Raw genomic sequence first — 25,433 nt, forward strand, 5'->3', positions numbered from 1 at the left:
GCATGACCATCGAAGCGGAGACACCGGAGGAAGCGGCTCGGGTCCGGGCGCTGCACGCGCTGCACGTCCTCGACACGCCCCGTGAGGAGCGCTACGACCGGGTGGTGCGCATCGCCCAGCAGGTCTTCGGGGTGAAGGCCGCCGCGGTGAACCTGATCGATGCCGATCGCCAGTTCACCAAGGCGGAGGTCGGCCTGGACGGTCTGGTCCACGCCACGCGCACCGACTCGCTGTGCGCCCGCACCGTGGAGGCCGACGAACTGCTGGTGGTCCCGGATGCCCGGACCGACGACCGGTTCACGGGCAGCTCCTTCATCGCGGACCCGGACCCGGTGCGGTTCTACGCCGGGCACCCGCTGCATGCTCCCGGCGGGGAGCCGGTGGGGTCGCTGTGCCTGGTCGACAGCCAGCCGAGGGAGCTGGACGAGCGGGAGCGGCGTCTGCTGGGCGAGATGGCCGCATGGGTCGAACGCGAGCTGGCCGCGGCCCGGGAGATGGAGCGGGCCGAGCAGGTGCAGCAGATGCTGATGCCCCGCACCGCCCTCACCACGCCGGAGATCCAGGTGGCCGGGCGGTGCCTTCCGGCCAGATCGCTGGGCGGTGACTTCTACGACTGGACGGTGCAGGACGACCAGCTGCAGGTCATGGTGGCCGATGTGATGGGCAAGGGCATCCCGGCGGCCCTGCTGGCGGCCTCGGCACGCGCGGTGCTGCGCGGCACGTTCCAGTACAACGCTGCGTCCGAGGCGATGGCTCGCGCCAGCGGGGCGCTGACCCCGCTGCTGGAGGAGGCCGGGGCGTTCATCACCGCGTTCATCGCCCGGTTGGACATGAGCAGCGGTGCCCTGGAGTACATCGACGCCGGTCACGGTCTGGCCCTGGTCCTGCGCCCCGACGGGACCTGGCGCCGGCTGACCTCCTCCGGACCCCCACTGGGCGTGATGCCGGGCTGGACCTGGGACCTGCACACCGATGCCCTGGCGCCGGGCGAGACCTTGCTGGTGGTCTCGGACGGTTTCCTGGACTTCTTCACCGACCTCGACGAGGCGGTCTCCACTGCCGCGGCGCTGAACCTGCTGGCCGCGACCGCCGAGGAGCTCGTGGTGCTGTGCAGCGACTACGCCGACTCCGCCGTGGCCGAGGACGACACGACCGTCCTGGCTCTGCGCCGTGTCGGCTGAGCCGGGCGAGGACTTCTGATCCCGGGTCCGCGCGGCGACCGCCTCGGCCACCACCTCGCGCGGCGTCGGTGCCTGCACCATGTCCAGCCGACCGGTGCCGGAGATCAAGGCGCGGCCCGGCGACGACCGCTGCGCCCACACTAGGCTGGGTGACCGTGGGCGGGGTTCCCGTGCCGCAGACACCCCCGGGGAGATGATGTGCACCGTTTCGTGATTCGCCTGCTGGTCCTGCTGACCGTCATCCTCGGCGTGAACTACGTGACGTGGCGCTGGCTGGAGTCGCTGAACTGGTCGGCGTGGTGGATCGCCGTGCCGCTGGTGCTGGCCGAGACCTACAGCCTGATCGACGTGATGCTGTTCGGCCTCACGATGTGGCGGGTCAAGGAGCGCACGCCCCCGGAGGCCCCGCCCGGGATGACCGTGGACGTCTTCATCACCACCTACAACGAACCGCTGGACATGGTCATGGACACCGCCCGGGCCGCCCAGCGCATCCGGTATCCCCACGCCACCTGGATCCTCGACGACGGGGCGCGCGAGGAGCTGCGGGAGCTGGCCGAGGCCCACGGCATCGGCTATCTCACCCGCAGCGCGGACTGGGCGGACCGGCCCCGCCACGCGAAGGCGGGCAACCTCAACAACGCCCTGATGCTCACCCAGGGCGAGTTCATGCTGATCCTCGACGCCGACCAGGTCCCGAAGCCGGAGATCCTCGACCGGACGCTGGGCTACTTCAACAACCGCAAGGTCTGCCTGGTCCAGACCCCGCAGTGGTTCGTCAACGTCCCCGATGACGACCCGCTGGGCAGCCAGGCGCCCCTGTTCTACGGTCCGCTCCAGCAGGGCAAGGACGGCTGGAACGCGGCCTTCTTCTGCGGCTCCAACGCGATCCTGCGCCGCGAGGCGCTGATGCAGCTGGGCCTGGTCGGCTACGTGCAGGAGGTCGAGCGCAACATCCGCGCCGCGCTCAAGGGATCGCGCTCCGCGGTGCGCAAGGCACGCCGATCCGCGCAGGCCGCCGACCCGGTGGTCGGCCGCCTGCTCGACGAGGTGGAGCAGGCCACCCGCACGGCCCGTGCGGAACTGCAGTCCGGGCGCTCCTACAGCGAGATCACCTACGACCTGCGGCGCACGGTGGACCGCGCCGTCCAGGAGCTCGTGGCCGCGGACGTCACTGCGCTGCAGGCGGACCTGGCGGAGATCTCCGCGCTGGGGCTGGACGGCGAGCACGGGCACCTGACCCCGGAGGAGGTCGAGGCAGCCGTCGAACAGCTCTCCTCCCGGAAGTGGTCCCCGCTCGGGGCGCTGGAGTCCGTGCAGGCGGTGCTTGACGCCATCTCCGTGGAACGCGGCGACGAGGCGCAGCCGGTCATGCCGCTGGCGACGATCTCGGTGACCGAGGACATGGCGACCTCCATGCGGATGCACGCACTGGGCTGGCGCAGCGTCTACCACCACGAGGTCCTGGCGCTGGGCCTGGCCCCGGAGGACCTCAAGACCATGCTCACGCAGCGCCTGCGCTGGGCGCAGGGCACCATCCAGGTGCTGCTGCGGGAGAACCCGCTGTCCAAGCGGGGCATGAAGTGGACCCAGCGCCTGATGTACTTCGCCACCATGTGGAGCTACCTGTCCGGTTTCACCGCGGTGGTCTACATCGCGGCGCCGATCATCTACCTGCTGTTCGGCGTGCTGCCCGTCAACAGCCTCAGCACGGAGTTCTTCATCCGGTTCATCCCGTTCATGCTCATCAACCAGGTGCTGTTCGCGGTGGCGGGGCGGGGCGCCAAGACCTGGCGGGGACAGCAGTACAGCCTGGCCATGTTCCCCACCTGGATCAAGGCGTGCACCACGGCCGCGCGCAACGTGTGGTTCGGCCGCCCCCTCGGCTTCGCCGTCACCCCGAAGGTGAAGGAGGGAAACAGCCGGGACTGGCACCTGATCCGGCCCCAGCTGATCGCCATGGGCCTGCTCGCCGCGGCGGCGGTGATCGGCATCGCGCGCCTGGCCCTGGGGCTGAACGAGCCGATCGGCACCCTGGTCAACGTCGCCTGGGTGGTGTTCGACCTCGTGCTGCTGAGCGTGCTGATCAAGGCCGTGCGCTACGACGGCTTCACCCCGGAGGAGGAGCTTGTGCACAGCGAGGCCCGATGATGCCGTTCCGTTCCGGAATCACGTCAGGACTGCACCGTCAGAGCCCGCCGCGAGTCAGGCATCGACAACCATGGATTTCCACCGACCGGACCGGCGCTCCGTGCTCACCGCCGCACTCACGGCCGTCCTCGTGACGGCCTGCACGGACAGGACCACCCTCGAGAGCCTCCCTCCCCATCACCGCATCCGCCCGCTGGAGCACGGCGTCTTCCTGCCCCACGGGCCCCAGGACGGGCCGGCCTTCACGGCCATGACCGGTGCCGCACCCCGGTGGATGCTGCTCTTCCGGGACTGGACCCATGAGATGCCGCCGGTGGAGGCCCTCGACGCCGTGCGGACCCAGGGAGCCACTCCCGTGCTGACCTGGGAGCCCTGGGTCGCACCGGCCACGGGCGGGGTGCCCGCGGACGCCGCACAGCAGCCGGCCTTCGCCCTGTCCCGGTTCGCGGCGGGGGACCACGACCACCGCATCAGCACCTGGGCGGAGGCCTTGGCCGCGTGGGGCCACGACGTCGTCCTGAGGTTCGCCCACGAGATGAACGGCACCTGGTACCCGTGGGCGGCAGGCGTCCAGGGCAACACCGCCGAGCAGTACGTGCGGGCCTGGCGGCACGTCCACAGCACGTTCGCGGCGGCCGGGGCCACCAACGTGCGCTGGTGCTGGGCGCCCAACGTCCCCGCCCTCGGCGTGGACACGTGCGTGGACACGGGCATGGACACGGGCGGCGCTCGGCTGGCCGACTGCTTCCCCGGGCAGGACGTGGTCGACGTCCTCGGCATCGACGGCTACAACTGGGGGTCCTCGGAGCCTCCGCTGTCCTGGACCGCTCCCGGAGAACTCCTCGGCCCCGGCCTGGCGGAGCTCCGCGGACTCGGGGCCCGGCTGCCGATCATGGTGACGGAGACGGCGTCGGCCGAGGGGCAGGAGCCCGGGCGCTCCAAGGCCGAGTGGATCACCCAGCTCTTCGACTACCTCGTCCGGCAGGGGGACGTCCTCGGGGTCATCTGGTTCCACGAGCGCAAGGAGCGCGACTGGAGCGTGGACTCCTCCGCCGCCGCCCGGGCCGCGTACCGCCGCGCCGTGGCGAGGCTGCGCTGAGCCGCGGCGCACCGGTTCACATCAGGGCGGAGACCAGCCGGCACACGTTGTCGAGGTAGCGGTGGGGCCAGGGCCGGCCCCGCCACTCCTCCAGGGTCAGCTCCCGGCTGATCGCCCGGTACTGCGCGTCGTTGGCCTGCAGCCGGGCCACCAGGTCCCCGCCGAAGGCCAGCAGCATGACCTCGTAGTCCAGGGCGAAGGACCGGAAGTCCAGGTTCGAGGACCCGATCATGGCCACGGTGCCGTCGACGGTGAGGTACTTGGCGTGCAGCACCGCCGGTGCCGGGTAGAGGTGGATGTGCACCCCGGCCTCCAGCAGGGCGCGGTAGTAGGAGCGCTGGGCGTGGCCGACGAAGAACTGGTCGGCCTCCGCGCCGACGAACAGGTCGATCCGCACGCCGCGGTAGGCGGCGGTGGTCAGGGCCGACAGCAGCGACTCGTCGGGCACGAAGTACGGGCTGGTGAGCGCCAGCGTCTCGGTGGCCTGGTGCACCAGCGCCGTGAAGACCCGCAGGTTCGGCTCGGAGGGGAACCCCGGCCCGGAGGGGATGAGCTGCATCGCGTGGGCCGGTCCGGAGGGCACCAGGGACGGTGCGTCCACGACGTGCTCGGCCGGCGTCAGGGTCTGCCCGGTCTCCAGGTACCAGTCCGTGGCGAAGACCGCCTCGACCGCCCGCACGATCTCGCCGCGCACCTGGAGGGTCAGGTCGGTCCACCGCCGTCCGGCCCGGGCGTTGCGGGCGCTGCCGTAGGCCGGGTCGATCATGTTGTGCGAGCCGAGGAAGGCCACCTCGCCGTCGACGACCAGCAGCTTGCGGTGGTTGCGCAGGTCCGGGCGCCTCCACCGGCCGCGCAGCGGGGCGATCGGCATCATCAGGTGCCAGTCGATGCCCGCGTCCGTGAGCCGGCGGCGGAACGCCCGCCAGCCCGGGTACTTCCGCGACCCGAGGTGGTCCATGAGCAGCCGCACCCGCACCCCTCGGCGCACGGCCTGGGCCAGGGCGGTGAAGAACCGGTCGGTGGTCCCGTCCCAGGCCATGATGTAAAATCCCACGTGCACGTAGGTCCGTGCGCCCGCGACGGCCTCGGCCATGGCGGCGTAGGTGCAGGACGCGTCGCCGTGCAGGTCCTCGTGGGTCCCGGTGACACAGGGCATCCCGGTGAGCCGGCGGGTCATCCGCAGCACGGACGCCAGCTCGGCGGACGGGTCGGCGCCGGGAGGCACCGTGGGCCGGTGCCCGGTGTGCTCGGCCAGGAGCCGGTTGACCCGCTCCTGGATCTCGTGCCGGCGCCCGCGCACGTAGGGGCTGCCGATCAGCCAGTACAGCGGGAAGCCGACGACCGGCACGAAGAGGATCAGCAGCAGCCACGCCGAGGACGAGGAGGGCCGGCGGTTCTCCGGAACCGTGCCGACGGCCACCAGCTTGAGCCCGTACTCCAGGAGCACGAGTGCCACGGTCACCCAGTGCTCCCACCCCATGGAACGCGCCTTTCCCGCAGCGCGCGGTGCGCTGCCGCTGTTCTGCAGTCTCGCGTGTCCCGGGCCGGGGCACCAGCGGGCCGACCGGGCGAACTGTGACGACGCCCCAGGTGCGGCCGTGCCGCCGGAGTGGTTAGGTGTGTGCCACGAGGCAGGTGCGAGGTCGGCGGCGGGGCCGACACGACCCGTGCGGCCGCCGCGCGGCGCGACGGCCACCATCCCGGGAGGGGCGCAGTGGAACGGAGCTACTACCAGCGCGGACGGCTCAGGACCGTGGAGCAGATCGAGGACGTCGCCCCGGTGCAGTCCTCGGCCGCGGGGGTCCGGTGGGAGGCCCTGGGGCCGGAGGTCGACGCCGCCGCCCTCGGAATGCCGGAGGACTGCCTCGAGGCGTTCCACCGGGCGGGCTGGGTCTTCGTGCGCCCCACCCTCGGCACCACCCGGCTCGTCGCGGAGCCGCGGGCGGACGGGACGGCACCGCCGGCCGGGGTCCTGGTCAGGCGCCAGGACGGCCGCTACGGGATCGTCACGCGCCGCCTGGTGGTGCAGCTGCTGCAGGAGATCCCCGAGGAGGGCGCCGCCGCCGTCCTGGCGGAGCTGGACCTGGACGAGGTCGGACGGCTGCGCTTCGCCCCGAACCTCTTCGAGGTGGACGCCACGGCCTATCCGGACGCCCTCGACGCCTCCGTGGCCCTGCACGACGACCCCCGGGTCAGCCTCGCCGAGCCCAGCTTCCAGGAGCACGTCCCCGGGCGGGCCGCGCCGGCCGATCCCCGCTACCGTGAGCAGTGGCAGTGGTCGAACACCGGGCAGACCGGCGGCACGCCCGGTGCGGACGTCGCCGCCGAGGCCTCCTGGGAGCGCACCCGCGGGGCCGGCGTGCGGGTGGCCGTGATCGACAACGGCTTCCTGACCACGCACGAGGACCTGCGGGACGGCGTGCTGGGCACGTCCGGGTACTTCACCGACCCCGGCCCGGCACCCGGCGCGCGGCCGCGGTTCGTGCCCGGCACGGCCGGCATGCCGTCCGGCGACCACGGGACCTTCTGCGCCGGGATGGTCGGCGCCCGGCAGGGCAACGACCGGGGCGGCTCCGGGGCCGCCCCCGAGTGCGGGCTGGTGCTGCTGGCGTGCCTGCCGGACCAGGTCGGCGACCAGACGACCCTGGCGCGGGCGGTGGCCTGCGCCGCCGATCCGTCGTCGGAGGTCCCCGGGGCCGATCCGGGGTCCGGGGCCGACATCGTGGTCTGCAGCCTGGGCCCCAATGACGCCGCGTGGGAGCTGGCCACGGTGCTGGACCTGGCGCTGGCCTCGGTGGCGCGCGGGGCCCGCGGCGGCGCCGGCATGGCGGTCTTCTGGGCGGCCAGCAACGGGCGGAACGTCGACGTGCTCGAGGACGAGGTCGTCTCCCACCCGGACGTGGTCGCCGTGGTGCGCTCCACCCACGACGACCTCGAGGACCACGCGGCCCGGGGCCCGGCGGTCGAGCTGATCGCGCCGGGCGTGGACGTGCTGAGCACCGGGGGCGACGGCGGCTACCACGTGGCCACCGGCACGAGCTTCGCGGCCCCGTGCGCGGCCGGCTGCGCGGCACTGGCGCTGGCGGTGAACCCCGGGCTCACCGGGGCGCAGCTGCGGGCGGTCCTGCGGCAGTCCGCGACGAAGATCGGCGGCGCGTCCTACGACGACGCCGGGCACGACGACGACTACGGCTACGGGCGGGTCAGCGCCGCGGCCGCCGTGCAGGCGGCCGAGGCCCTGCTCCCCGCGCCGGTGAGGGAGATGTCATGAGCGAGGACGATCCGACCGAGGACGTGGTGGGCGGCGGGCCGTTCCTGCCCCCGCTGATCCACGTGGAGGTCCACGGGGCCGAGCTGGGCGACCTGCGGGACTTCGCCCGGGAGACCGGCGCGGACCTGGGCTGCCGGGCCACCCCGCGGCGGGAGGCCGAGGGCTGGACCGTGGACGCCTACCTGCCGGAGGACCGGCTCGAGGCCGCCCGCAGCGCCCGCTCCGGGGCCCGCGTGCGGCTGGAGGTCCGGGAGAACGCCACCGCCGTGGGCCGCGAGCGCCAGGCCGAGGTCGGCACCGGCAACCGGTTCCTCGCCCGTGACGCGGCGGCGGGCGAGGCGGTCCGCGGCCGGGCGGCACCGGGTGGAGCGGCCCCGGGAGAAGCCGCGGACGGTGAAGCCGCCCGCGGCGCGACCACCGTTCCCGGAACACGACTGCGTCCCGTACGGGGCCTGGGGGGAAAGCGCTGATCGCCATGAGCTACCTCAACGTCGACGAGATCGAGACGGCCCTGCAGTCCCTGGCCGCCGAGTACCCCGGGCTCACGGAGCTCATCGAGCTGCCGCACCGCACGCACGAGGGCCGGCGCGTGCGGTGCCTGCGCATCGGGGCCGATCCGCAGCGCCACGGGGTGCTGCTGCTGGGCGGGGTGCACGCCCGGGAGTGGGTGCCGCCGGACGCGCTCGTGTCCCTGGCCGCGGACCTGCTGGAGGCCGCCACCCGCGGCACGGGCCTCGACTACGGGGACCACCGGGTGCCCGCCGACCAGGTGCGGCAGGTGCTGGAGGGCACCACCCTCTACGTCGTCGCCTGCGTCAACCCGGACGGGCGCCGGCACAGCCAGACCGCCGAGCCCATGTGGCGCGGAAACCGGCGCCCGCACCCGGCCGGCGGCCTCTGCACCGGGGTGGACGTCAACCGCAACTTCGACTTCCTCTGGGAGCACACCGCGAAGTTCCACCCCGACGCGGACGTGGCCACCTCCGCCGACCCCTGCGACCCCCGCCAGGTCTACCGCGGGCCCGCGGCCGCCTCGGAGCCGGAGACCCGCAACGTCGTGCACCTGCTGGACACCCGTCCGGGGATCCGCTGGCACGTGGACGTGCACAGCTTCGTGCCGGTGATCCTGCACAACTGGGGCAGCGACGAGCACCAGAGCACGGACCCGGAGCAGAACTTCCGCAATCCCGCCTTCGACGCGCTGCGCGGGATCCCCGGGGACACCGCCTACCGGGAGTACCTCCCGGCCGCGGACCTCGACGCCGAGCTGGCGCTCGGGGCGCGGATGAGCGAGGCGATCCGGCAGGTGCGCGGGGACGAGTACCCGGTGGTGCCGGCCTTCGGCGGGCTGTATCCCACCTCCGGGGCCAGTGACGACTACGCCTACAGCCGGCACTTCAGCGACCCGTCCCGGACCCGGGTGCTGGGCTTCACGATCGAGTGCGCCCACAGCTTCCAGCCACCCTGGGCCGAGGCCGAGCAGGTCATCCGGGAGGTGTCCGCGGGCCTGCTGGCGCTCGCCGTGGCCGTCGCCGACCCGGCCGGGACCGAGGACCGCGCCGCCGAGGACCGCGGTGCACCGGACCGCAGCGCCCCCGACCGTGCGGCCACGGGGCGGGAGGGCCCGGCATGAGCATCGTGGTCGCCACGCCCACCGGGCACGCCGTCGGCAGGTCCCTTCACGAACGCGAATGACGTGTACCGTGGGTCACACGACCGCACCCAGGTCGGTTGCTGACAGTCCCCCCCCCCAGGGTGGAGCCCCCTCCGCCTGCTGCCTGAAGAGGACCCCCCATGACCCTCCGCAAGACATTCTTCGCCACCGGAACCGTGGCCGCCCTGGCCTCCGGTGGTCTTTTCCTGACCGCGACCCCGGCCGCCGCCGCCCCGGGCGACGCCGCATGCCTCGCAGCCGAGGCCGAGCTGCGCACCGCCCTCGAGCAGGCCGGTCTCGAGGCCGAGCTCGTCGACCAGCTCGAGGGGGCCGTCGACGCCGTCGTCACGGCCCAGCTGGCCCGCAACACCCTGGCCCAGGCCGCCCTCGACGCCGCGGTGGAGCTGGAGACGGCCCAGGCCGCCCTGGACGCGGCGGTCGAGGCCGCCGTCGACGTGGACATCGAGGCCGCCCAGGAGGACCTCGACGCCGCCCAGGAGGCCCTGGACGCCGCCAACACGGACCTCGAGACCTCCCAGGCCGCGCTCGAAGCCGAGCTCGAGGCCTTCGACGCCGCGGTCGCCGAGGCGCAGGACTCCCTCGACGCCGCGGTCGAGGTCCGGGCCGAGGCCGCTGCCGGCCTCGACGCCGCCGAGGGCGCCCTCGCGGACGCCGAGGCCGACCTCGAGGCCGCTGTGGCCGCCGCCGACGCGCTGGACGTCGCTCTGGCGGCCCAGGTCGACGCGGACGCCGCGGTCGGCCCGGCCGAGAACGCGGTCGACGCCGCTCTCGCGGCCCAGGTCGAGGCGGACGCTGCCATCGACCCGCTCGACACGCAGCTGCGCCTGGCACTCTCCGCTCAGGCTGATGCGGCCGCCGCCGTCGAGCCGCTCGACGCGGTCCTGGCCGCGGCGCTCGGCGTCCAGGCGGACGCGGAGCGCACGCAGGCCGCAGCCCAGGCCGACCTCGAGGCAGCCCTCGCGGTGCAGGCCACGGCCGCCGCCACCGTGACGGAGGCCCAGCTGGCCGTCGACGCCGCGGTCACCGCCCAGAGCGCGGCCGAGGGGACCCTGGCGGAGGCCCAGGCGACGCTCGCCGCCCTGGAGGCGGACCCGGCGGCCGACCAGGCCGACATCGACGCCGCTGCTGCCGCGGTGGTCGACGCCGAAGCGGCCGTCGCCGCGGCCGTCGAGGGTGTCGCTGCCGCCCAGCTCGCCCTCGACACGGCGGAGACCGCCGCCGCGGAGGCCGACGCCACGGTCGCCGCGGAGCAGGCGGACGTCCTCGCGGCCACGGCCGAGGTGGACGTCGCCGTCGCCGCGACCGAGGCGGCGCAGGCCGAGCTCGACGTCGCCGTCGGTGTCCTGACCGACGCCCGCGCGGCGGCCGAGGCGGCGCAGGCGGAGCTCGACGCCGCCGTGGCCGCGCAGGTCGCCGCCGGCGAGGCCGTCGTCGCGGCCCAGGCCGAGCTCGACGCCGCCGTCGCGGCCGCTGACACCGCCGCGGAGGCGGTCCTGGAGGCCCAGGCCGCGGTGGACGCGGCCGGAACGGTCGGGGACGCCCAGGCCGCCGTGGCCGACGCCGAGGCGGACGTGGAGCTTGCGGCGTCCGTCCTCGCGGACGCGGACGCGGACGTGGCCGCCGCGGAGGCCGAGCTGGCCGCCGCCGAGGTGGAGCCGGAGTCCCTCACGGACGCCCGCGACCTCGTGGCCTCCGACGAGGCGTCCGTGGCCGAGGCGGAGGCCGACCTGGCCGCCGCCCAGGCCGCGCTGGACGCCGAGCTGCAGCTGCTGGCGGACGTCGAGGCGGCCGAGGAGCGCGTCGAGACCGCCCAGGCGGACGTCGACGCCGCCGTCGAGGCGGCCGTCGAGGCGCAGATCGCCCTGGACGAGTCCATCGAGGTGCTCGCCGACCTCCGGCTCGAGCTCGGTGACGTCGGGGTCGACGTGGACGAGCTGGAGGCCCTCTTCGACGCGGCCCTCGACGCCTGCGCGGCTCCCGCCGCCGACGGCGACTCCGACGACGACGACTCCAACGGCGGCACCGCCGACGACGGTGACGACACCGACGGTGGCGCTGCCGACGGCGGCATCGAGGTCGACGTGGACCGCGGCGTCGTCGTGGCCCCGCAGTCCGCGCCGAGCACCCCCTGGACGCCGGGGACCTCCCCGAGCCACTGGGTGCCCGGCTCCTCGATGTACGAGACCAACCAGGGCATGAACGTGCAGACGGCCGTCGCCGGCACCGGCGGGTCCGCGGAGCAGGGCAGCGGCCTGGGCCTCATGGCCCTGACCGGCGCGGGCCTGCTCGCGGCCACCGGGATCGTGCTGCGCCGCCGGTTCACCGCCGAGGGCTGATGCCCGGAGGCCGGCCGGCGCGGCAGCGTGCCGGCCGGCCGCACCACAGCGCGCCGGGGGCGCCTTCCGCAGGGGAGGCGCCCCCGGCGCGTTCCTGCTGGGTGCCGTGCGCCGGAACTGCCGGCGCCCCGACCGGTGCGGCGCCTGCGTCGAGTCGGGACGCGGCCCCCGGTGCCGGTCCGGGGCCGGCTCAGCTGCCGGGTGCCCGGCAGCGGTCGAAGGTCTCCCGGGCCACCGACCAGGTGGTCTTGCCCACCTCGAAGTGGTCGGTGAGCATGTACACCCCGACCCAGCGCTGATAGGTCCACGCCCGGTTCAGGAACCCGGGGTCTCCCGGCCCGGTGTAGCGCTCGTAGACGGCACGGACGAACTCCTCGCCGTACTCGTGCAGCTCGGCGAAGTCCACGGCCGGGTCCCCCAGGCACATGTCGCTGAAGTCGATGACCCCCAGCCGCCCGGCGGCCTCGTCCCAGAGCAGGTGCCGGCTGTAGACGTCGTTGTGGGAGAACACCATCGGCAGGTCCGCGGCCAGCAGCGCGTCGACGTCGGCGAGGATTCCCTCCACCTCGGCCAGCTCACCGGGCGTCAGCACGGCCGGCAGATGGGCCGCGACCCCCTCGCGGACCTCCCGCTGATCCTCGGCCAGGTAGGACGGCGGCACCCGCTCCAGCGGCGTCCCGGCGACCGGGGCGGTGTGCAGGGCGGAGAGGAACCCGGCCAGCTGGCCGACGAGGGTCTCCCGCTGCGCCGCCGGCAGGGCGGCCATCAGCTCCGGGGTCAGCGTCCGGCCCGGCACGATCGGATAGCCGGCGAACGAGCCGTCGGGCGCCACCCGGTCGTAGCGCGGGATCCGGACCGGCAGCGGCCCGGCGAGACCGTCGCCGGAGCGCTCGGCGAGACGACCGGCGAGGTGGTCGAGGACCTCGATCTCCCGGCCGAGTCCGTCCGCGTAGGGCGCCTGGAGCGGGAAGCGGAACACCCGGGCGTCGTCGAGGAGGACGACGACGTGGTCCCAGCCCTCCGTGATGCGCCGGGCCCGGGACCAGCGCAGGTCCGGGAAGGCGGCGGCGATCCGGTCCAGCTCGTCCATGGGAGTCCTTCCGTGCGGCCCGGCTGCCCGCCGGCTGTGCCCAGGATAGAGCCGTCCCCGGGGCCACAGCGCGGGAGCCGCACTGCTCACGGCGGAGCCGCTCAGGGCGGAGCCGCGCACAGCAGAAACGGGTTCCGCCCGGTGCGGGCCGGGTCCACGCTGGGGCCATGAACACCACCACCGCACCACCCAGGACCCCGCTCGACGACGAACTGGCCTCCCGGCTGCTGGAGCAGCGCATCATCGTGCTGGGCGCCGAGCTGGACCAGGCCACCGGCAACCGGCTGTGCACCCAGCTGCTGCTGCTCTCCGCCCAGGACCCGCGCCGGGACATCAGCCTGTGGATCAACTCCCCGGGCGGCTCCGTCCCGGCGATGCTCGCCATCATGGACGTCATGCGAATCATCCCCAACGACGTCTCCACCCTGGCCATGGGACTGGCCTGCAGCGCCGGGCAGTTCCTGCTCTCGGCCGGCACCCCGGGCAAGCGCTACGCCCTGCCGCACGCGCGGATCCTGCTGCACCAGGGCTCGGCGGGGATCGGCGGCACCGCGGTGGACATCGCCATCCAGGCCGAGGACCTGCGCCACACCCGGGACACGGTCCTCGGGCTCATCGCCGAGCACACCGGCCGGCCGGTCGAGCAGATCACGGCCGACTCCCAGCGCGACCGCTGGTTCACCGCCGAGGAGGCCCGCGCCTACGGGTTCGTGGACCGGGTCATCGCCGGGCTCGACGACGTGCGGCCCCGCGCCGCCACACCCACCGCGACGCCCGCCGGGTCGCCCGCCGCTGCGGGGGTGGGGTCATGAGCACCTACACCGTGCCCTACGTCGTCGAGCGCACACCCCACGGGGAGCGCAGCATGGACGTCTTCAGCCGGCTGCTGGCCGAGCGGATCGTCTACCTCGGCACCGAAATCGACGACGGCGTCGCCAACGTCCTGATCGCCCAGCTGCTCTACCTCGACTCCTACGGCTCCGAGCAGCCGATCGGCTTCTACATCAACTCCCCGGGCGGCTCCACCACGGCGATGCTCGCCGTCTACGACGCCATCCAGTACGTGGGCGCCCCCGTGGAGACCACCTGCGTGGGCCAGGCCGCCTCGGCGGCCGCGGTGCTGCTGGCCGCCGGCGCCCCGGGCCGCCGCTCCGTGCTGCCGCACGCCCGGGTGGTCCTGCACCAGCCCGCCGCCCAGGGCCAGGGCACCATTCCGGACCTCATCCTCGAGGCCGAGCAGATCGCCCGCACCCGCGCGCAGCTGGAGGAGGTCCTGGCCCGGCACACCGGGCGCACCCCGCAGCAGATCCGCGAGGACACCGACCGGGACCTGGTGCTCACCGCCGAGGAGGCGGTGGCCTACGGGGTGGCCGACCGGGTGGTCACCCCGCGGGAGGTCCGGGCCCGGTGACCCGGGGCATCCGCACCGCGGGCACGGCGCTGCGGGCCCGGCCGCTCAGACGGCCAGGGCCACAGGCCCGGCCAGGCACACCGGACCGCCCGGCGCCACCCGGGCGGCCGGGGCCGCGTCCCGCAGCACCCCGGTGGTCCCCGCCGTGAGATCCAGTAGATTCAGCCCCAGCGCCCCGACCACCGCGGCGATGATCTCCGAGGACGGGTCCTTCACCCCGCGCTCGATCTCCGAGAGGTACTGCGTGGACACCCCGGAGGTGCGGGCCACCTGCGCCAGGGTCAAGCCCTGGGCCAGGCGGTGGCGGCGCAGGAACATCCCCAGCACCGACCGCCACAGCGGGTCCACGGGCGCTCGCGGCGCCGCCCGCTCCCGGGGTGCGGGCGCCGGGAGGTAGGCCGGTGTGGGCTCGGTCACGTCGCTCATGGATCCATGCTAGGTCCGTCCCGGCGCCGGCGGGCGGGTCCTCTGCTGTGAGCGGATCACTGCGCGCCTGTCCCCGCGGCGGACGCGGTGGGATACTGCTGGCATGGGATCGCCGCAGGTGGGCGAGCTGGTCCAGGAGGGGGAGCGGGCGCTCGAGCAGGCCGACTGGCCCGCCGCGCGCCGGGCCCTCGAGCGCGTCCTGGACAGCGGCGGATCCGCCGAGCACGCGGTGGCCGCCGAGGGCCTGGGCCTGGCCCTGTGGTTCGAGGGCCGGATCGCGGAGGGCATCGAGTGGCGCGAGCGCGCCGTCGGGAGCTACGCGGCCCAGCACCGGGTCCACGACGCCGCCCGGGTGGCGGCCTGGGTGTCCGACCAGCACCTGATCGCGGGCCGTCCGTCCGCGGCCCGGGGCTGGCTCGCCCGGGCCGAACGGGTCCTCGGGGACACCCCCACCGGCGTGGGGCACGGTTGGGTGGCGATCGGGCGGGCGCAGCAGGCCGAGGCCGTCGAGGAGCAGGCCGAGCAGGCCGCCCTCGCGCTGCGCATCGGCCGGGAGACCGGGGCGGAGGACCTCGAGATCCTCGCGCTGAGCCTGCTGGGCAAGGCGGAGCTGACCGCCGGCCACCGGGAACCGGGCCTGCGGCTGCTCGAGGAGGCCATGGTCGCGGCCACGGCGGGCCGGATCCGCAACGTCCACACCCTGGGCGAGACCTACTGCACCCTGGTGGCGGCCTGCGCAGAGGCCGAGGAGTGGGAGCGCGTCGTGGAGTGGTGCGAGCGCGTGGAGGACTTCGCTCAGACCCACCAGGCGGCCCCGCTGCTGGGGGTGTGCCGGACCGTGCACGCCGACGTGCTGATCGCCACGGGCCACTGGGCCGAGGCCGAGGCGGCGCTGACGTCCGCCCTGGCCACCCACGCCCGCGCCATTCCGGAGCTGAGCGTCCCGGCGCGCGCCTCCCTCGCGGAGCTGCGGATCCACCAGGGCCGGCTGCGCGAGGCCGAGCACCTGCTGGTCCGGCGCGAGGAGCACCCCGCGACCCTGCGGGCCCTGGCGCTGCTGCACCTGGCCGAAGGGCGGGCGCAGGTGGCGGTCTCCCTGCTCGAGCGCGGCCTGTCCGAGACGGAGGGGCACGCGGTGCGCACCGCGCAGCTGCTGGCCGCCCTCGTCGACGCCCGCCTGACGGCCGGGGACCCCGCCGGTGCGGAGGTGGCCGTCGAGCAGCTCCAGCGGATCGCCGAGGAGTCCGGGGTGCGGCTCGGCGCGGCGCGCGCCGACCTGGCGGCGGCCCGGCTCGCCCTGGCCACCGGGGACCGCTCCGCCGCGGCGGAGTCCGCCCGGCGGGCCCTGCGGGCCTTCGGCGTGCTGGCGATGCCGCTGGACGTCGGTCTGGCCCGACTGGAACTGGCCCGCGCGGTGCTGGACGACTCGCCGGAGCTGGCCCAGGAGGAGGTGCTGGCCGCCCAGACCGCCTTCCGGGAGCTCGGGGCCGCCCGGGAGCTGGACGCCGCGGCCCGGCTCCTGCGCGATCTCGGGGGCGGCACGGCACCCCGGCCGCGGAGCACCGGCGAGCTGACCGCGCGTGAGCACGAGGTGCTGGACCTCATCGCCCTCGGGATGTCCAACGCGCGGATCGCCCGGGTGCTGGGCATCAGCCAGAAGACCGCCGGGCACCACGTGAGCCGGATCCTGATGAAGCTCGGGGTGCACAACCGCGCGGAGGCGGCCGCGCACACGGTGGCCGGCGGCCGGGACAGCGGCTGACGGACCGGAGCCGGGCACAGGGGCAGGGGCGGCGGGACAGGAGCTGCGGATAGGGACCGGGGGATGGGGACCGGATAGGGCGTTCTCCCGATGTCCGGCCCCGCCGATCGGCGGATGCTGGATGGCGTGACAGCACTTCAGCGCACACCAGCAGCAGGCCTCGACCCGAGGCATTCGCACCACCGATCAGGAGACCCCGCCATGTCACAGACCCTCAGCACCCCGGCACCCGGCACGCCCACGGCGGACCAGCAGCTCAAGGCCAAGCACCGCGCCATCTGGGCCTCGGGCGACTACCCCGCCATGGTGGAGACGTTCCTGCTCCCGCTGGGCCCGCGCCTCGTCGAGACCGGCGGCATCAGCGCCGGCCGGCGCGTCCTGGACGTCGGCGCCGGCACCGGCAACGCCTCCCTGCCCGCGGCCGCCACGGGCGCCCACGTCACGGCCAGCGACCTGACGCCCGAACTGCTCGACGTCGGCCGGCGCCGCGCCGAGGCCGCCGGGCTCGATCTCGACTGGATCGAGGCCGACGCCGAGGACCTCCCGTTCGCGGACGGCTCCTACGACGTGGTGATGTCCTGCATCGGCGCCATGTTCGCCCCCCACCGCCAGCGCACGGCCGACGAACTGGTGCGGGTGACCCGCCCCGGCGGGACCCTCGCGCTGCTGAGCTGGACGCCCGAGGGGCTGGTGGGGGAGCTCTTCCGCACCATGAAGCCCTTCGCCCCCGCCCCGCCGCCGGGTGTGCAGCCGGCGCCGCTGTGGGGCAGCGAGGAGCACCAGCGAGGACTCTTCGGCGGGCGCGTGGAGTTCGCCACGGTCCGCCGGGACGTCCTCGAGGTCACGGCGTTCGCGCGGGCCCGCGACTTCGGCGAGCACTTCCGGGTCAACTACGGCCCCGCTGTCGCCGTCCGGGCCAACGCGGAGCGGGAAGGCCGTGCCGCGGAGTTCGACGCGGCGCTCGACGAGCTGTGCGAGCGCTGGAACTGCGGCACCGCCGACCGGGCCCGCTTCGAGATGGAGTACCTGCTCACGACCGGCACCCGCGCCTGAGCCGCGCCGGGTGAGCCCACGATCCGCACGGCCCCGGAGGTCACCTCCGGGGCCGTGCGGCCGTCCGCGGGCGGGGCGGTGCTCCGCGGACTCAGCCCGGGCTGGAGGACAGCCGCCCGGCGCGGGAGCCGAGCAGCACGCGAGCCGTGGTGCGGGCGAGCGCCACGGGATCGGAGGGCGCACCGCGCAACAGGCTGCTGAGCACCCCGTTGTAGAGCAGCAGCAGCGTGGAGGCCGTGGTGGCCGGGTCCTCGTGCCCGGCGTCGCGGGCCAGGTCCGTCAGCCGGTCGGTGACGATCCGGGTGTCCTGGCGGATCAGCTCGAAGACCGGGTCGCTGTGCCCCTCCTCGGGGGCGGGACGCTCCGAGGCGGTGGCCAGGAAGCAGCACCACTGGGTCGGCCCCGCGGCGGCGCGGAAGGTCTCCACGGCGTCGAAGACCGCCAGCAGGCGCCCCTCCGCGGAGCCGGCACCGGCCACGGCCGCGTCCCAGTGCTGCGTCCAGGCGTCGAGCCGGCGGGAGAGCACCTCGCGCAGGAGGTTGTCCTTGGAGCCGAAGTGCTTGTACAGCGTCACGATCGCCACGCCGGCGGAGGCCGCCACCCGGTCCACGCCCGTGACGGCGATGCCCTCCTGGAAGAAGAGCGTCTCGGCGGCGTCGAGAATGCGGTCCCGGGTGTGCTGAGGGTTGGCCATGCCGCTAGTATAACGACTGTTATGGTGAAACGATCGTTATGCTGATGGAGGTGCCGGCATGGTGGGAACCACGGTGGACCGACGCGCCGCGTCCGGTCTGGGGGCGGCGGCGGCGGGGATGCTGCTGATCGCGGCGACGTACGGCATGGCCCGGTTCGGGGTGGGCCTGTTCGCGCCCCGGATCGGTGCGAAGCGGCCGGAGCTCACGGACGTCCTCGGCTGGGCGGGGGCCGCGCAGTTCACCTCCTACTCCCTGGCGGCCGTGCTGGCCGCCCGGCTGGTGGACCGGCGTCCTCGAGCCGGCCTGCTGCTGGCAGGGGCCACGGCGGTCACGGGGTGCCTGGGCGTGGCGATCGCCCCCACCCCGGCGCTGTTCGTGCTCGCAGTGTTCGTCGGCGGGATGGGCGGCGGCTTCGCCTCGCCCGCCCTGGTGCCGGTCATCGACGCGGTGGTGGCCCCGCGCGCCGGCGCGGCGGCACAGTCCGTGGTGAACTCCGGAACGGCCGTGGGAGTGATCGGGGCCGGCGTGGTCGCCTCGGCGGCCGCGTCGGTCGGCGCGGCCTGGCTGTTCATGGCCCTGGTCTGCGCGGCGGCCACGGCGGCGGCGTGGTGGCCCGCCCGGGCGCGCGGTGACCTGCCGGCCGCTCGGCCCGCCGCGACTCCGCCCGCTCGTCCGGTCCGGGGTCCGTGGCGGCTGCTCGCCGTCCCGGCCGTGGCGGCGGTGATCGCCGGAGCCGGTTCCGCCCTGATCTGGACGTTCGGGCCACTGCTGATCACCGCCTCCGGCGCCGTGCCCGCGGAGCGGGTCGGCCGGCTGTGGATCGCCCTGGGGCTCGGGGGAGTGCTCGGCGTCCTCACCGGAGCGCTCGTGCGGCGGTCCGGCACCCGCGGCGGATGGTGCTGGTGTGCGGGCGCCCTGGCCGTGGCCGGAGCCGGTGTCGGGGTGTCCGTGGCGGCGGGCAGCGCCGGAGCGGCCTACGCGGGCATGGCCCTCTTCGGCGCCGGCTACATGGGCCTGTCCGGTGTGCTCATCCTCTGGGCGCGCCAGGTCTGGCCCGGCAGCGCCGGGGCGGGCACGTCCGTGCTCTTCATCGCCCTGGCCACCGGGCAGGCCCTGGGCTCCGTCGGCTTCGGGCTGGCCCGCGACCTCCTGGACCCCGCCGTCCTGGCGGGACTGGCCGCCGGCCTCTGCGCCGCCGGGGGTCTCACGGCGCTGGCCGGCCGGCGGTGACCCCGCCGTCCGAGCGGCTCCGGCACCATCACGACGCGGCCGCCGGGACCGCAATCTTCCACCGATCCTTGATCAGCAACTCCAGGGTTGCCTATTCTGGTCGCGTGGACATCCTCTTCCAGGCGCTCGCGCACCCCGCGCGGCGGATCCTGCTCGAGGAGCTGGGCGCGCGCAACGACCAGAGCCTCTTCGAGCTGACCGTGCGCCTGACCACCGCCCACGGCCTGTCCCTGACCCGCCAGGCCGTGACCAAGCACCTGGCCGTGCTGCGCGAGGCCGGCCTGGTGACCAGCACCGTCCGGGGCCGCACCACGGTGCACCACCTGGACACCGCCCCGCTCACCGACCTGCGGCAGTGGCTGGACGCCCTGCCGCCCCCACCGAAGGACGAGTCATGAGAATCACCACCGCCAGCATCTTCGTGGACGACCAGGCCAAAGCCCTGGAGTTCTACACCACCAAGCTCGGCTTCCAACTCAAGACCGACGTGCCGGCCGGGCCCTTCCGCTGGCTCACCGTGGTCTCGCCCGAGGTCCCGGACGGGGTGGAGCTGCTGCTGGAGCCCTCCGAGCACCCGGCCGTCCGCCCGTTCAAGGAGGCGCTGGTGGCCGACGGCATCCCCTTCAACAGCTTCGCCGTCAAGGACGTCCAGGCCGAGTACGAGCGGCTCACCGGCCTGGGGGTGCGCTTCGTCCAGGAGCCGGCGCAGATGGGGCCGGTGACCACCGCGGTCCTCGACGACACCTGCGGCAACCTCATCCAGATCGCGGCGATGAACGAACCGGGGTAGGCCGAGCACCCTGAGCTGATCGCAGGAGCACCAACACGCACGAGGCGCCTTCCCGCAGGAAGGCGCCTCGTGGACGGAGAGCCGGGACCCGGCCGGGCTCAGTGCCCCGTGGCCGTGGATCCGGAGGACGAGCCGGACCGGCCCCACGCCTCGATCCCGAAGGTCTCGTGCTCGGCGGAGTCCTCGCTCTTGGCCTGCTCGGCCCGCGGAGCCGGGGCGGCGTCCTCGGCCGCCGGAGCCGTGGGCTCCTTCCACTGCGCCACCGGAGCCGCAGCCGGCACGACCGGCTGCGCGCCGGTCTTCGGCGCCGCCTGGTCGTCCGAGCTCGCGTAGTAGGACTTCCCGTAGTACCCGTAGTACCCGGCGTCCGCGCCGGTGGTGGGGACCCGGTTGAGCACCACACCGAGGACGTTGCCGCGGACCTGGTGCAGGTTCTCCAGCGCCTTGGACAGCTCGTCCGTGGTGGTCTTCTGCGCGGTGGCCACGATGATCGCCCCGTCGGCCGAGGCCGTGAGCAGCGCGGCGTCGGTGACCGGCAGCAGCGGGGGAGCGTCCACCAGGACCAGGGCATCCTCGGCGAGGGTCTCCAGCATGGCGTGCATGGCCTTCGAGGACAGCAGCTCGGTGGGGTTCGGCGCGGTGCGGCCGGCGCCGAGCACCTGCAGGTTCGGGAACTTGTCGTAGGTCTGCAGCACCTCGTCCACCTGTACCTGACCGGTCAGCACGTCCGTGACACCGACCCCGGGCACGAGGCCGAACAGGTCCGTCATCACCGGGCGCCGGAGGTCCCCGTCCACGACGACGACGTTGCGCCCGGTCGAGGCGATGGCCACCGCCAGGTTCGCGGTGATCGAGGACTTGCCCTCACCCGGCAGAGAGGAGGTGACCACGATCATCTTCGGCGGGTTGTCCACGGAGACGAAGCTGAGGTTGGTGCGCAGCTCGCGCAGGGCCTCGGAGAACTCGTGGTGCCCGCGTCCGCCGGAGTAGCCGGTCTCGATGATCTCGCGGTGGTCGACCAGCCGCTCGTCCGTGGGGATCACGCCGAGGACCGCGACGCCGAAGCCGTCCCGGATCTCCTCGACCGACTTGATCCGCCGGTCCATCTTGTACCGGGCGAAGGCGTAGAGCAGACCCAGCCCCAGACCGCACACGAGGCCGAGGGCCAGGTTGAGCTTGAGGTTCGGCGAGGAGGGCGCCAGCGGCAGGGAGGCGTTGCTCAGCGGCTGGACGGCCACGCGGTTGATCGCATCCTCGTCGCCCTGGCTCTCCACCTCCCGCGCCTGCTCGGACAGGGCCACGACCCAGGCGTTCGCCAGATCGGCGGCCTCCGTCGGGTCCTGCGCATCGGCGGTGATGCGGATCTCCGGCGTGTCCACCGGGACGTCCGTGGCGATGCGGGGAAGCAACTCCTCGGGCGTGGCTTCCAAACCGAGCTCGTCGATCACCCTGACCGCGACGGGCCGTGCGGTCGCCAAGGACTCGTAGGACACCGCCTTGGACTGCGCCAGGTTGTTCCCGGCCAGGGCGCTGGCCAGGTCCTGCTCCCCGGTCGCCACGACCAGCCCGGACGCGGTGGCCGAGTAGATCTTCGGCTGGATGAGCGTCCAGCCGAGGGCCAGGAGCGTGCACAGCAAGGTGATCAGCGTGATGGCCCGCCAGTGGGTGCGCACCAGACGCAGCAGATCCCGGGCATCGAGCGCCGGGGCTTCGCGCTCTGCGTCAGGGTGCTCCATGGTTCTCCTCGGGATCGGCTCGGGGGTGGGGGGTTGCGTGACGGTCACTCGCGGATACCGTCCTGGTGTTCGCGGTACCAGTCCACGGTGGTGCGCAGGCCCTCCTCGAGGGGGATCCGGGCGGTCCAGCCGGCTGCGGCCAGCTTGGAGACGTCCATGAGCTTGCGCGGGGTGCCGTCGGGCTTGGTGGTGTCCCATTCGATGCGGCCCTCGTAGCCGACGGCGGCGGCCACCTGGTGGGCGAGCTCCTTGATGGTGACGTCGGTGCCGGTGCCCACGTTGACGTGCTCGTCCCCGTCGTAGTGCTCGAGCAGGTGCAGGCAGGCCTCGGCCATGTCGTCCACGTGCAGGAACTCCCGCAGCGGGGTGCCGGTGCCCCAGTTGGTGACCGACTCGGCCCCCGTGATCCGGGCCTCCTCGTAGCGGCGGATCATCGCCGGCAGCACATGGGAGCCGGTGGGGGAGAAGTTGTCCCCGGGCCCGTAGAGGTTGGTGGGCATCGCGGAGATCCAGGGCAGCCCATACTGGCGGCGCACGGCCTGGATCTGCAGGATCCCGGCGATCTTGGCGATCGCGTAGGCGTCGTTGGTGGGCTCCAGGTGCCCGGTGAGCAGGTACTCCTCCTTCAGCGGCTGCGGGGCCAGCTTCGGGTAGATGCACGAGGACCCCAGGAACAGCACCCGCTCCACCCCGTGCTTCAGGGCGGCGTCGAGGACGTTGACCTGGATCCGCAGGTTCTCGGAGAGGAAGTCGACGGGGTAGGTGTTGTTGGCCAGGATCCCGCCGACCTTCGCCGCGGCGAGCACCACGTAGCGCGGCTTGGCCTCGGCGAAGAAGGCGAACACGGCGTCGCGGTCCTTCAGATCCAGCTCGGCGGAGGTACGGCCGATGAGGTCGGTGAACCCCTCGGCCTGCAGCTTGCGCCAGATCGCGGAGCCGACCAGCCCGCGGTGCCCGGCCACGTAGAACGGGGCGGTGCGCTCCAGCGGGCCGGGGACGAACGACGTCGTCGTGTCAGCGGCCTTTTCGGTGTAGTGCTCGGTGGTTTGCGCTGTCATGGTGGGATCTTCCGTCACTTGGCCCAGGAGGCGAGCTCGACGGAGTCGACCCAGGCGTCGTCCTGGAGCATGGCGATGTCGGCGTCGACCATGAGGCGGGCCAGTTCGGGGGCCTTGATGGTGGCCTCCCAGCCGAGCTTGTCCTTGGCCTTGGCGGGGTCCCCGATCAGGGCGTCGACCTCGGTGGGGCGCAGGTAGCGCTCGTCGAACTCGACGTGCTTGCGCCAGTCGAGCCCGGCGTGGTCGAAGGAGATCTCCAGGAATTCCCGCACGGTGCAGGGGGTGCCGGTGGCCAGGACGAAGTCCTCGGGCTCGTCGGCCTGCAGCATCCGCCACATGCCCTCGACGTACTCCGCGGCGTAGCCCCAGTCGCGGATGGCCTGGAGGTTGCCCATGTACAGCTTCTCCTGCTGGCCGGCCTTGATCGCGGCCACGGCCCGGGTGATCTTCCGCGTCACGAAGGTCTCGCCGCGGCGGGGGGACTCGTGGTTGAACAGGATGCCGTTGACCGCGAACATGTCGTAGGCCTCGCGGTAGTTCTTGGTGATCCAGTAGGAGTAGATCTTCGCCGCCCCGTAGGGGGAGCGGGGGTAGAACGGGGTGGTCTCGGATTGCGGCGGCGGGGTCGCCCCGTACAGCTCGGAGGTGGAGGCCTGGTAGTAACGGGCGTCCACGTTGGCCAGGCGCATCGCCTCGAGCAGGCGGATGGTGCCCAGCCCGGTGGTGTCCCCGGTGTGCTCTGGCTCCTCGAAGGAGACCTTCACGTGGGACTGGGCGGCGAGGTTGTAGACCTCGTCCGGGCGGATCTGCGCCATCAATGTGACCAGACGGGACCCGTCGGACAGATCCCCGTAGTGCAGGAACAGCTTCGCGTCCGCCTCGTGGGGGTCCGAGTAGAGGTGGTCGATCCGGTGGGTGTTGAACGTGGAGGCCCGGCGGATCAGGCCGTGGACCTCGTACCCCTTGGCGAGCAGCAGCTCCGCCAGATAGGAACCGTCCTGACCGGTGATGCCCGTGATGAAGGCCTTCTTGGGGGTGGCGTGCATGATCGTCCTTCGGGGGGATGGGGCGTGGGCCGTTGGGGGGACAGCTTTATGCTAGTGAATCAACCGGCAAACCCGGTGATCAGCGGCGGACATGTTGCGTCAAAGATCGGAGCAGGTCGTCCCACCGGCGCATAGCCGCCTCCGAAGAGAGGTGTGCGGCGGCGTAGTCGGGACCGTGCGACCCCAGGGCATTGGCCGCAGCGGGGTCCACGCTCATCTCCTCGGCCGCCCGAAGCAGATGACGGGGATCGTGGGAGGGCACGACCCGGCCGGCACCGGAGGCCTCGACCTCCCCGGCCGTAGCGCTCTCGCGTTCCACGGCAGCCAGCACCGGACGGCCCGTCACGAAGTACGAGGTGAGCTTGCTGGGCACGGACATGTCCTTCACCCCGGCCAGTTCATTGACCAGCAGGATGTCGGCCGAGGCCAGCGCGGCCGCGTACTCGTCGTTGGGCAGGGGGCCGAGGAACTGGAGGTTCGCCACGCCTCGGCCGAGCTCTTCGAGATGGCGACGCTGGTTTCCGTCGCCCATGAGCACGAACCGAAGCAAGGAACCCTGCTCCTGCGCCAGACGGGCGGCTTCCACGACGTTGTCGAGACCCTGCTTCACGCCCATGTTCCCGGCATGCAGGACCACGGTGCGGTGCGGCGCCCAGCCCAGCCGGCGGCGCACTCCGTCCCGGTCTACGGAGGTCTGCGGCGTGATGTGCGTCCAGTTGCGGACCACTTGCACCCGCTCGCCCGGGACGTTGAGCCGATCCACCACGTGCTGGCGGAAGCGGTCGTGGATGACGATCGTCCTGCGTGCGGAGGACAGCGCGGCGCCCTCGATGGCCCGCATCACGGGAGCGACGACGGCTGCGGAGGCGTGCGACTCCTCGACGCCGCGGGAGTAGAGGTCCTGCACCCAGGTGACGGTGGGCACACCCCGGTGCCGGAACTTCGCGGCCAGCGCGCACAGGGCCGTGGAGAACATCGCGGGGGAGACGAGAAGGACGACGTCGGGGTCCCCCCAGTCGGCGAGTGCTGCCTTCAGCCCGAAGTGCAGCTCCATCAGGGTGCGGGTCACGAGGCTGGGCCGGCTCGGGACGTACTGGCGCAGCCGCAAGACGTCGGCGTTATCGTGCCGTTCACAGTGGACCCGTCCGGAGTAGCCGTCGTAGATCTGCCACTGCGGGTAGTGCGGGAATCCGGTAATCACCTTGACCTCCCAGCCCTTGTCGGCGAGGCCGGCGGCCAGGGACGAGGTATACGGGGCATTGCCTGTGGGCTCGGGGGCAAAGTGCAGGCCAATAATCGTCACACGTGGGGACATCGAGGAAACTCTTTCGAAGTGAGACGGGGGTGGGGCCGAGTCGGGGGACTCGACCGGTAACGTTACCGGTGACATCCAGATGCATGTATCTGACACTCCCCCCCGCCC

General features: G+C 73.5%; 22 protein-coding genes. 14 read left to right on the top strand and 8 right to left on the bottom strand.

The window, feature by feature from the left end:
- Positions 1-2: 2 nt before the first annotated feature.
- The 3 genes from PU704_RS17530 to PU704_RS17540 all read left to right on the top strand — a co-directional run bounded on the left by PU704_RS17530 (position 3) and on the right by PU704_RS17540 (position 4,431).
- On the top strand, positions 3-1,181 hold the full coding sequence (locus tag PU704_RS17530) for a PP2C family protein-serine/threonine phosphatase (protein ID WP_277552158.1): 1,179 nt from the start codon (positions 3-5) through the stop codon (positions 1,179-1,181).
- Positions 1,182-1,379: 198 nt separating this feature from the next.
- Positions 1,380-3,332: a glycosyltransferase gene (locus PU704_RS17535; RefSeq protein ID WP_277552159.1), complete on the top strand. Its 1,953-nt coding sequence runs from the start codon at positions 1,380-1,382 to the stop codon at positions 3,330-3,332.
- A gap of 70 nt (positions 3,333-3,402) precedes the next feature.
- On the top strand, positions 3,403-4,431 hold the full coding sequence (locus PU704_RS17540; RefSeq protein WP_277552160.1) for a glycoside hydrolase family 26 protein: 1,029 nt from the start codon (positions 3,403-3,405) through the stop codon (positions 4,429-4,431).
- 16 nt (positions 4,432-4,447) lie between these two features.
- On the opposite strand, the gene cls is transcribed toward PU704_RS17540, so the two are convergent.
- On the bottom strand, positions 4,448-5,911 hold the full coding sequence (cls, locus tag PU704_RS17545) for a cardiolipin synthase (protein WP_277552161.1): 1,464 nt from the start codon (positions 5,909-5,911) through the stop codon (positions 4,448-4,450).
- A 234-nt stretch (positions 5,912-6,145) separates the two neighbouring features.
- On the opposite strand from cls, the gene PU704_RS17550 reads away from it, so the two are divergent.
- The 4 genes from PU704_RS17550 to PU704_RS17565 all read left to right on the top strand — a co-directional run bounded on the left by PU704_RS17550 (position 6,146) and on the right by PU704_RS17565 (position 11,713).
- Positions 6,146-7,702: a S8 family peptidase gene (locus PU704_RS17550; protein WP_277552162.1), complete on the top strand. Its 1,557-nt coding sequence runs from the start codon at positions 6,146-6,148 to the stop codon at positions 7,700-7,702.
- Positions 7,699-8,172: a hypothetical protein gene (locus tag PU704_RS17555; RefSeq protein ID WP_277552163.1), complete on the top strand. Its 474-nt coding sequence runs from the start codon at positions 7,699-7,701 to the stop codon at positions 8,170-8,172. The genes PU704_RS17550 and PU704_RS17555 overlap by 4 nt, the downstream gene beginning before the upstream one ends.
- A gap of 5 nt (positions 8,173-8,177) precedes the next feature.
- Entirely contained in the window at positions 8,178-9,335 is a 1,158-nt protein-coding gene (locus tag PU704_RS17560) for a M14 family metallopeptidase (RefSeq protein ID WP_277552164.1), read from the top strand.
- Between the two features lie 161 nt (positions 9,336-9,496).
- Positions 9,497-11,713 carry a coiled-coil domain-containing protein gene (locus PU704_RS17565; RefSeq protein WP_277552165.1) on the top strand — a complete coding sequence of 739 codons (2,217 nt, stop codon included), beginning with the start codon at positions 9,497-9,499 and terminating at the stop codon, positions 11,711-11,713.
- A 190-nt stretch (positions 11,714-11,903) separates the two neighbouring features.
- Here the strand turns inward: PU704_RS17565 and PU704_RS17570 are convergent, their stop codons facing one another.
- Positions 11,904-12,803 carry a phosphotransferase family protein gene (locus PU704_RS17570; RefSeq protein WP_277552166.1) on the bottom strand — a complete coding sequence of 300 codons (900 nt, stop codon included), beginning with the start codon at positions 12,801-12,803 and terminating at the stop codon, positions 11,904-11,906.
- A 167-nt stretch (positions 12,804-12,970) separates the two neighbouring features.
- Between PU704_RS17570 and PU704_RS17575 the strand changes: the two genes are divergently transcribed.
- Positions 12,971-13,615 (top strand): ClpP family protease, encoded by a 645-nt coding sequence (locus tag PU704_RS17575; protein WP_277552167.1) that lies wholly within the window; start codon positions 12,971-12,973, stop codon positions 13,613-13,615.
- Positions 13,612-14,214: a ClpP family protease gene (locus PU704_RS17580; protein WP_075872076.1), complete on the top strand. Its 603-nt coding sequence runs from the start codon at positions 13,612-13,614 to the stop codon at positions 14,212-14,214. The genes PU704_RS17575 and PU704_RS17580 overlap by 4 nt, the downstream gene beginning before the upstream one ends.
- Before the next feature lie 45 nt (positions 14,215-14,259).
- Here the strand turns inward: PU704_RS17580 and PU704_RS17585 are convergent, their stop codons facing one another.
- Positions 14,260-14,640: a helix-turn-helix domain-containing protein gene (locus tag PU704_RS17585; RefSeq protein WP_277552168.1), complete on the bottom strand. Its 381-nt coding sequence runs from the start codon at positions 14,638-14,640 to the stop codon at positions 14,260-14,262.
- A gap of 103 nt (positions 14,641-14,743) precedes the next feature.
- Here PU704_RS17585 and PU704_RS17590 point away from each other — a divergent pair, with 103 nt between their 5' ends.
- Positions 14,744-16,402, top strand: a complete 1,659-nt coding sequence (locus PU704_RS17590; RefSeq protein ID WP_277552169.1) for a helix-turn-helix transcriptional regulator — start codon at positions 14,744-14,746, stop codon at positions 16,400-16,402.
- Between the two features lie 201 nt (positions 16,403-16,603).
- A complete protein-coding gene (locus PU704_RS17595; protein WP_277552170.1) occupies positions 16,604-17,455 on the top strand; it encodes a class I SAM-dependent methyltransferase in 852 nt (283 codons plus the stop codon).
- Between the two features lie 91 nt (positions 17,456-17,546).
- Here the strand turns inward: PU704_RS17595 and PU704_RS17600 are convergent, their stop codons facing one another.
- Positions 17,547-18,149 (bottom strand): TetR/AcrR family transcriptional regulator, encoded by a 603-nt coding sequence (locus PU704_RS17600; protein ID WP_277552171.1) that lies wholly within the window; start codon positions 18,147-18,149, stop codon positions 17,547-17,549.
- A 58-nt stretch (positions 18,150-18,207) separates the two neighbouring features.
- Here PU704_RS17600 and PU704_RS17605 point away from each other — a divergent pair, with 58 nt between their 5' ends.
- From PU704_RS17605 to PU704_RS17615, 3 genes are all read left to right on the top strand, one after another.
- Positions 18,208-19,380, top strand: a complete 1,173-nt coding sequence (locus PU704_RS17605; RefSeq protein WP_277552172.1) for an MFS transporter — start codon at positions 18,208-18,210, stop codon at positions 19,378-19,380.
- 104 nt (positions 19,381-19,484) lie between these two features.
- On the top strand, positions 19,485-19,778 hold the full coding sequence (locus PU704_RS17610) for an ArsR/SmtB family transcription factor (RefSeq protein ID WP_277552173.1): 294 nt from the start codon (positions 19,485-19,487) through the stop codon (positions 19,776-19,778).
- Positions 19,775-20,170, top strand: a complete 396-nt coding sequence (locus tag PU704_RS17615) for a VOC family protein (RefSeq protein ID WP_277552174.1) — start codon at positions 19,775-19,777, stop codon at positions 20,168-20,170. The genes PU704_RS17610 and PU704_RS17615 overlap by 4 nt, the downstream gene beginning before the upstream one ends.
- Before the next feature lie 98 nt (positions 20,171-20,268).
- Here PU704_RS17615 and PU704_RS17620 read toward each other — a convergent pair whose 3' ends face one another.
- From PU704_RS17620 to PU704_RS17635, 4 genes are all read right to left on the bottom strand, one after another.
- Positions 20,269-21,906 carry a tyrosine-protein kinase domain-containing protein gene (locus tag PU704_RS17620; RefSeq protein ID WP_277552175.1) on the bottom strand — a complete coding sequence of 546 codons (1,638 nt, stop codon included), beginning with the start codon at positions 21,904-21,906 and terminating at the stop codon, positions 20,269-20,271.
- A 44-nt stretch (positions 21,907-21,950) separates the two neighbouring features.
- On the bottom strand, positions 21,951-22,964 hold the full coding sequence (locus tag PU704_RS17625) for a GDP-L-fucose synthase family protein (RefSeq protein WP_277552176.1): 1,014 nt from the start codon (positions 22,962-22,964) through the stop codon (positions 21,951-21,953).
- A gap of 14 nt (positions 22,965-22,978) precedes the next feature.
- Positions 22,979-24,010, bottom strand: a complete 1,032-nt coding sequence (gmd, locus tag PU704_RS17630; protein WP_277552177.1) for a GDP-mannose 4,6-dehydratase — start codon at positions 24,008-24,010, stop codon at positions 22,979-22,981.
- Between the two features lie 79 nt (positions 24,011-24,089).
- On the bottom strand, positions 24,090-25,325 hold the full coding sequence (locus PU704_RS17635) for a glycosyltransferase family 4 protein (protein ID WP_277552178.1): 1,236 nt from the start codon (positions 25,323-25,325) through the stop codon (positions 24,090-24,092).
- Positions 25,326-25,433: the final 108 nt, after the last annotated feature.

Origin of the sequence: Kocuria oceani, from assembly GCF_029524215.1 — a bacterium.
In the GTDB taxonomy this organism is placed as follows: domain Bacteria; phylum Actinomycetota; class Actinomycetes; order Actinomycetales; family Micrococcaceae; genus Kocuria; species Kocuria oceani.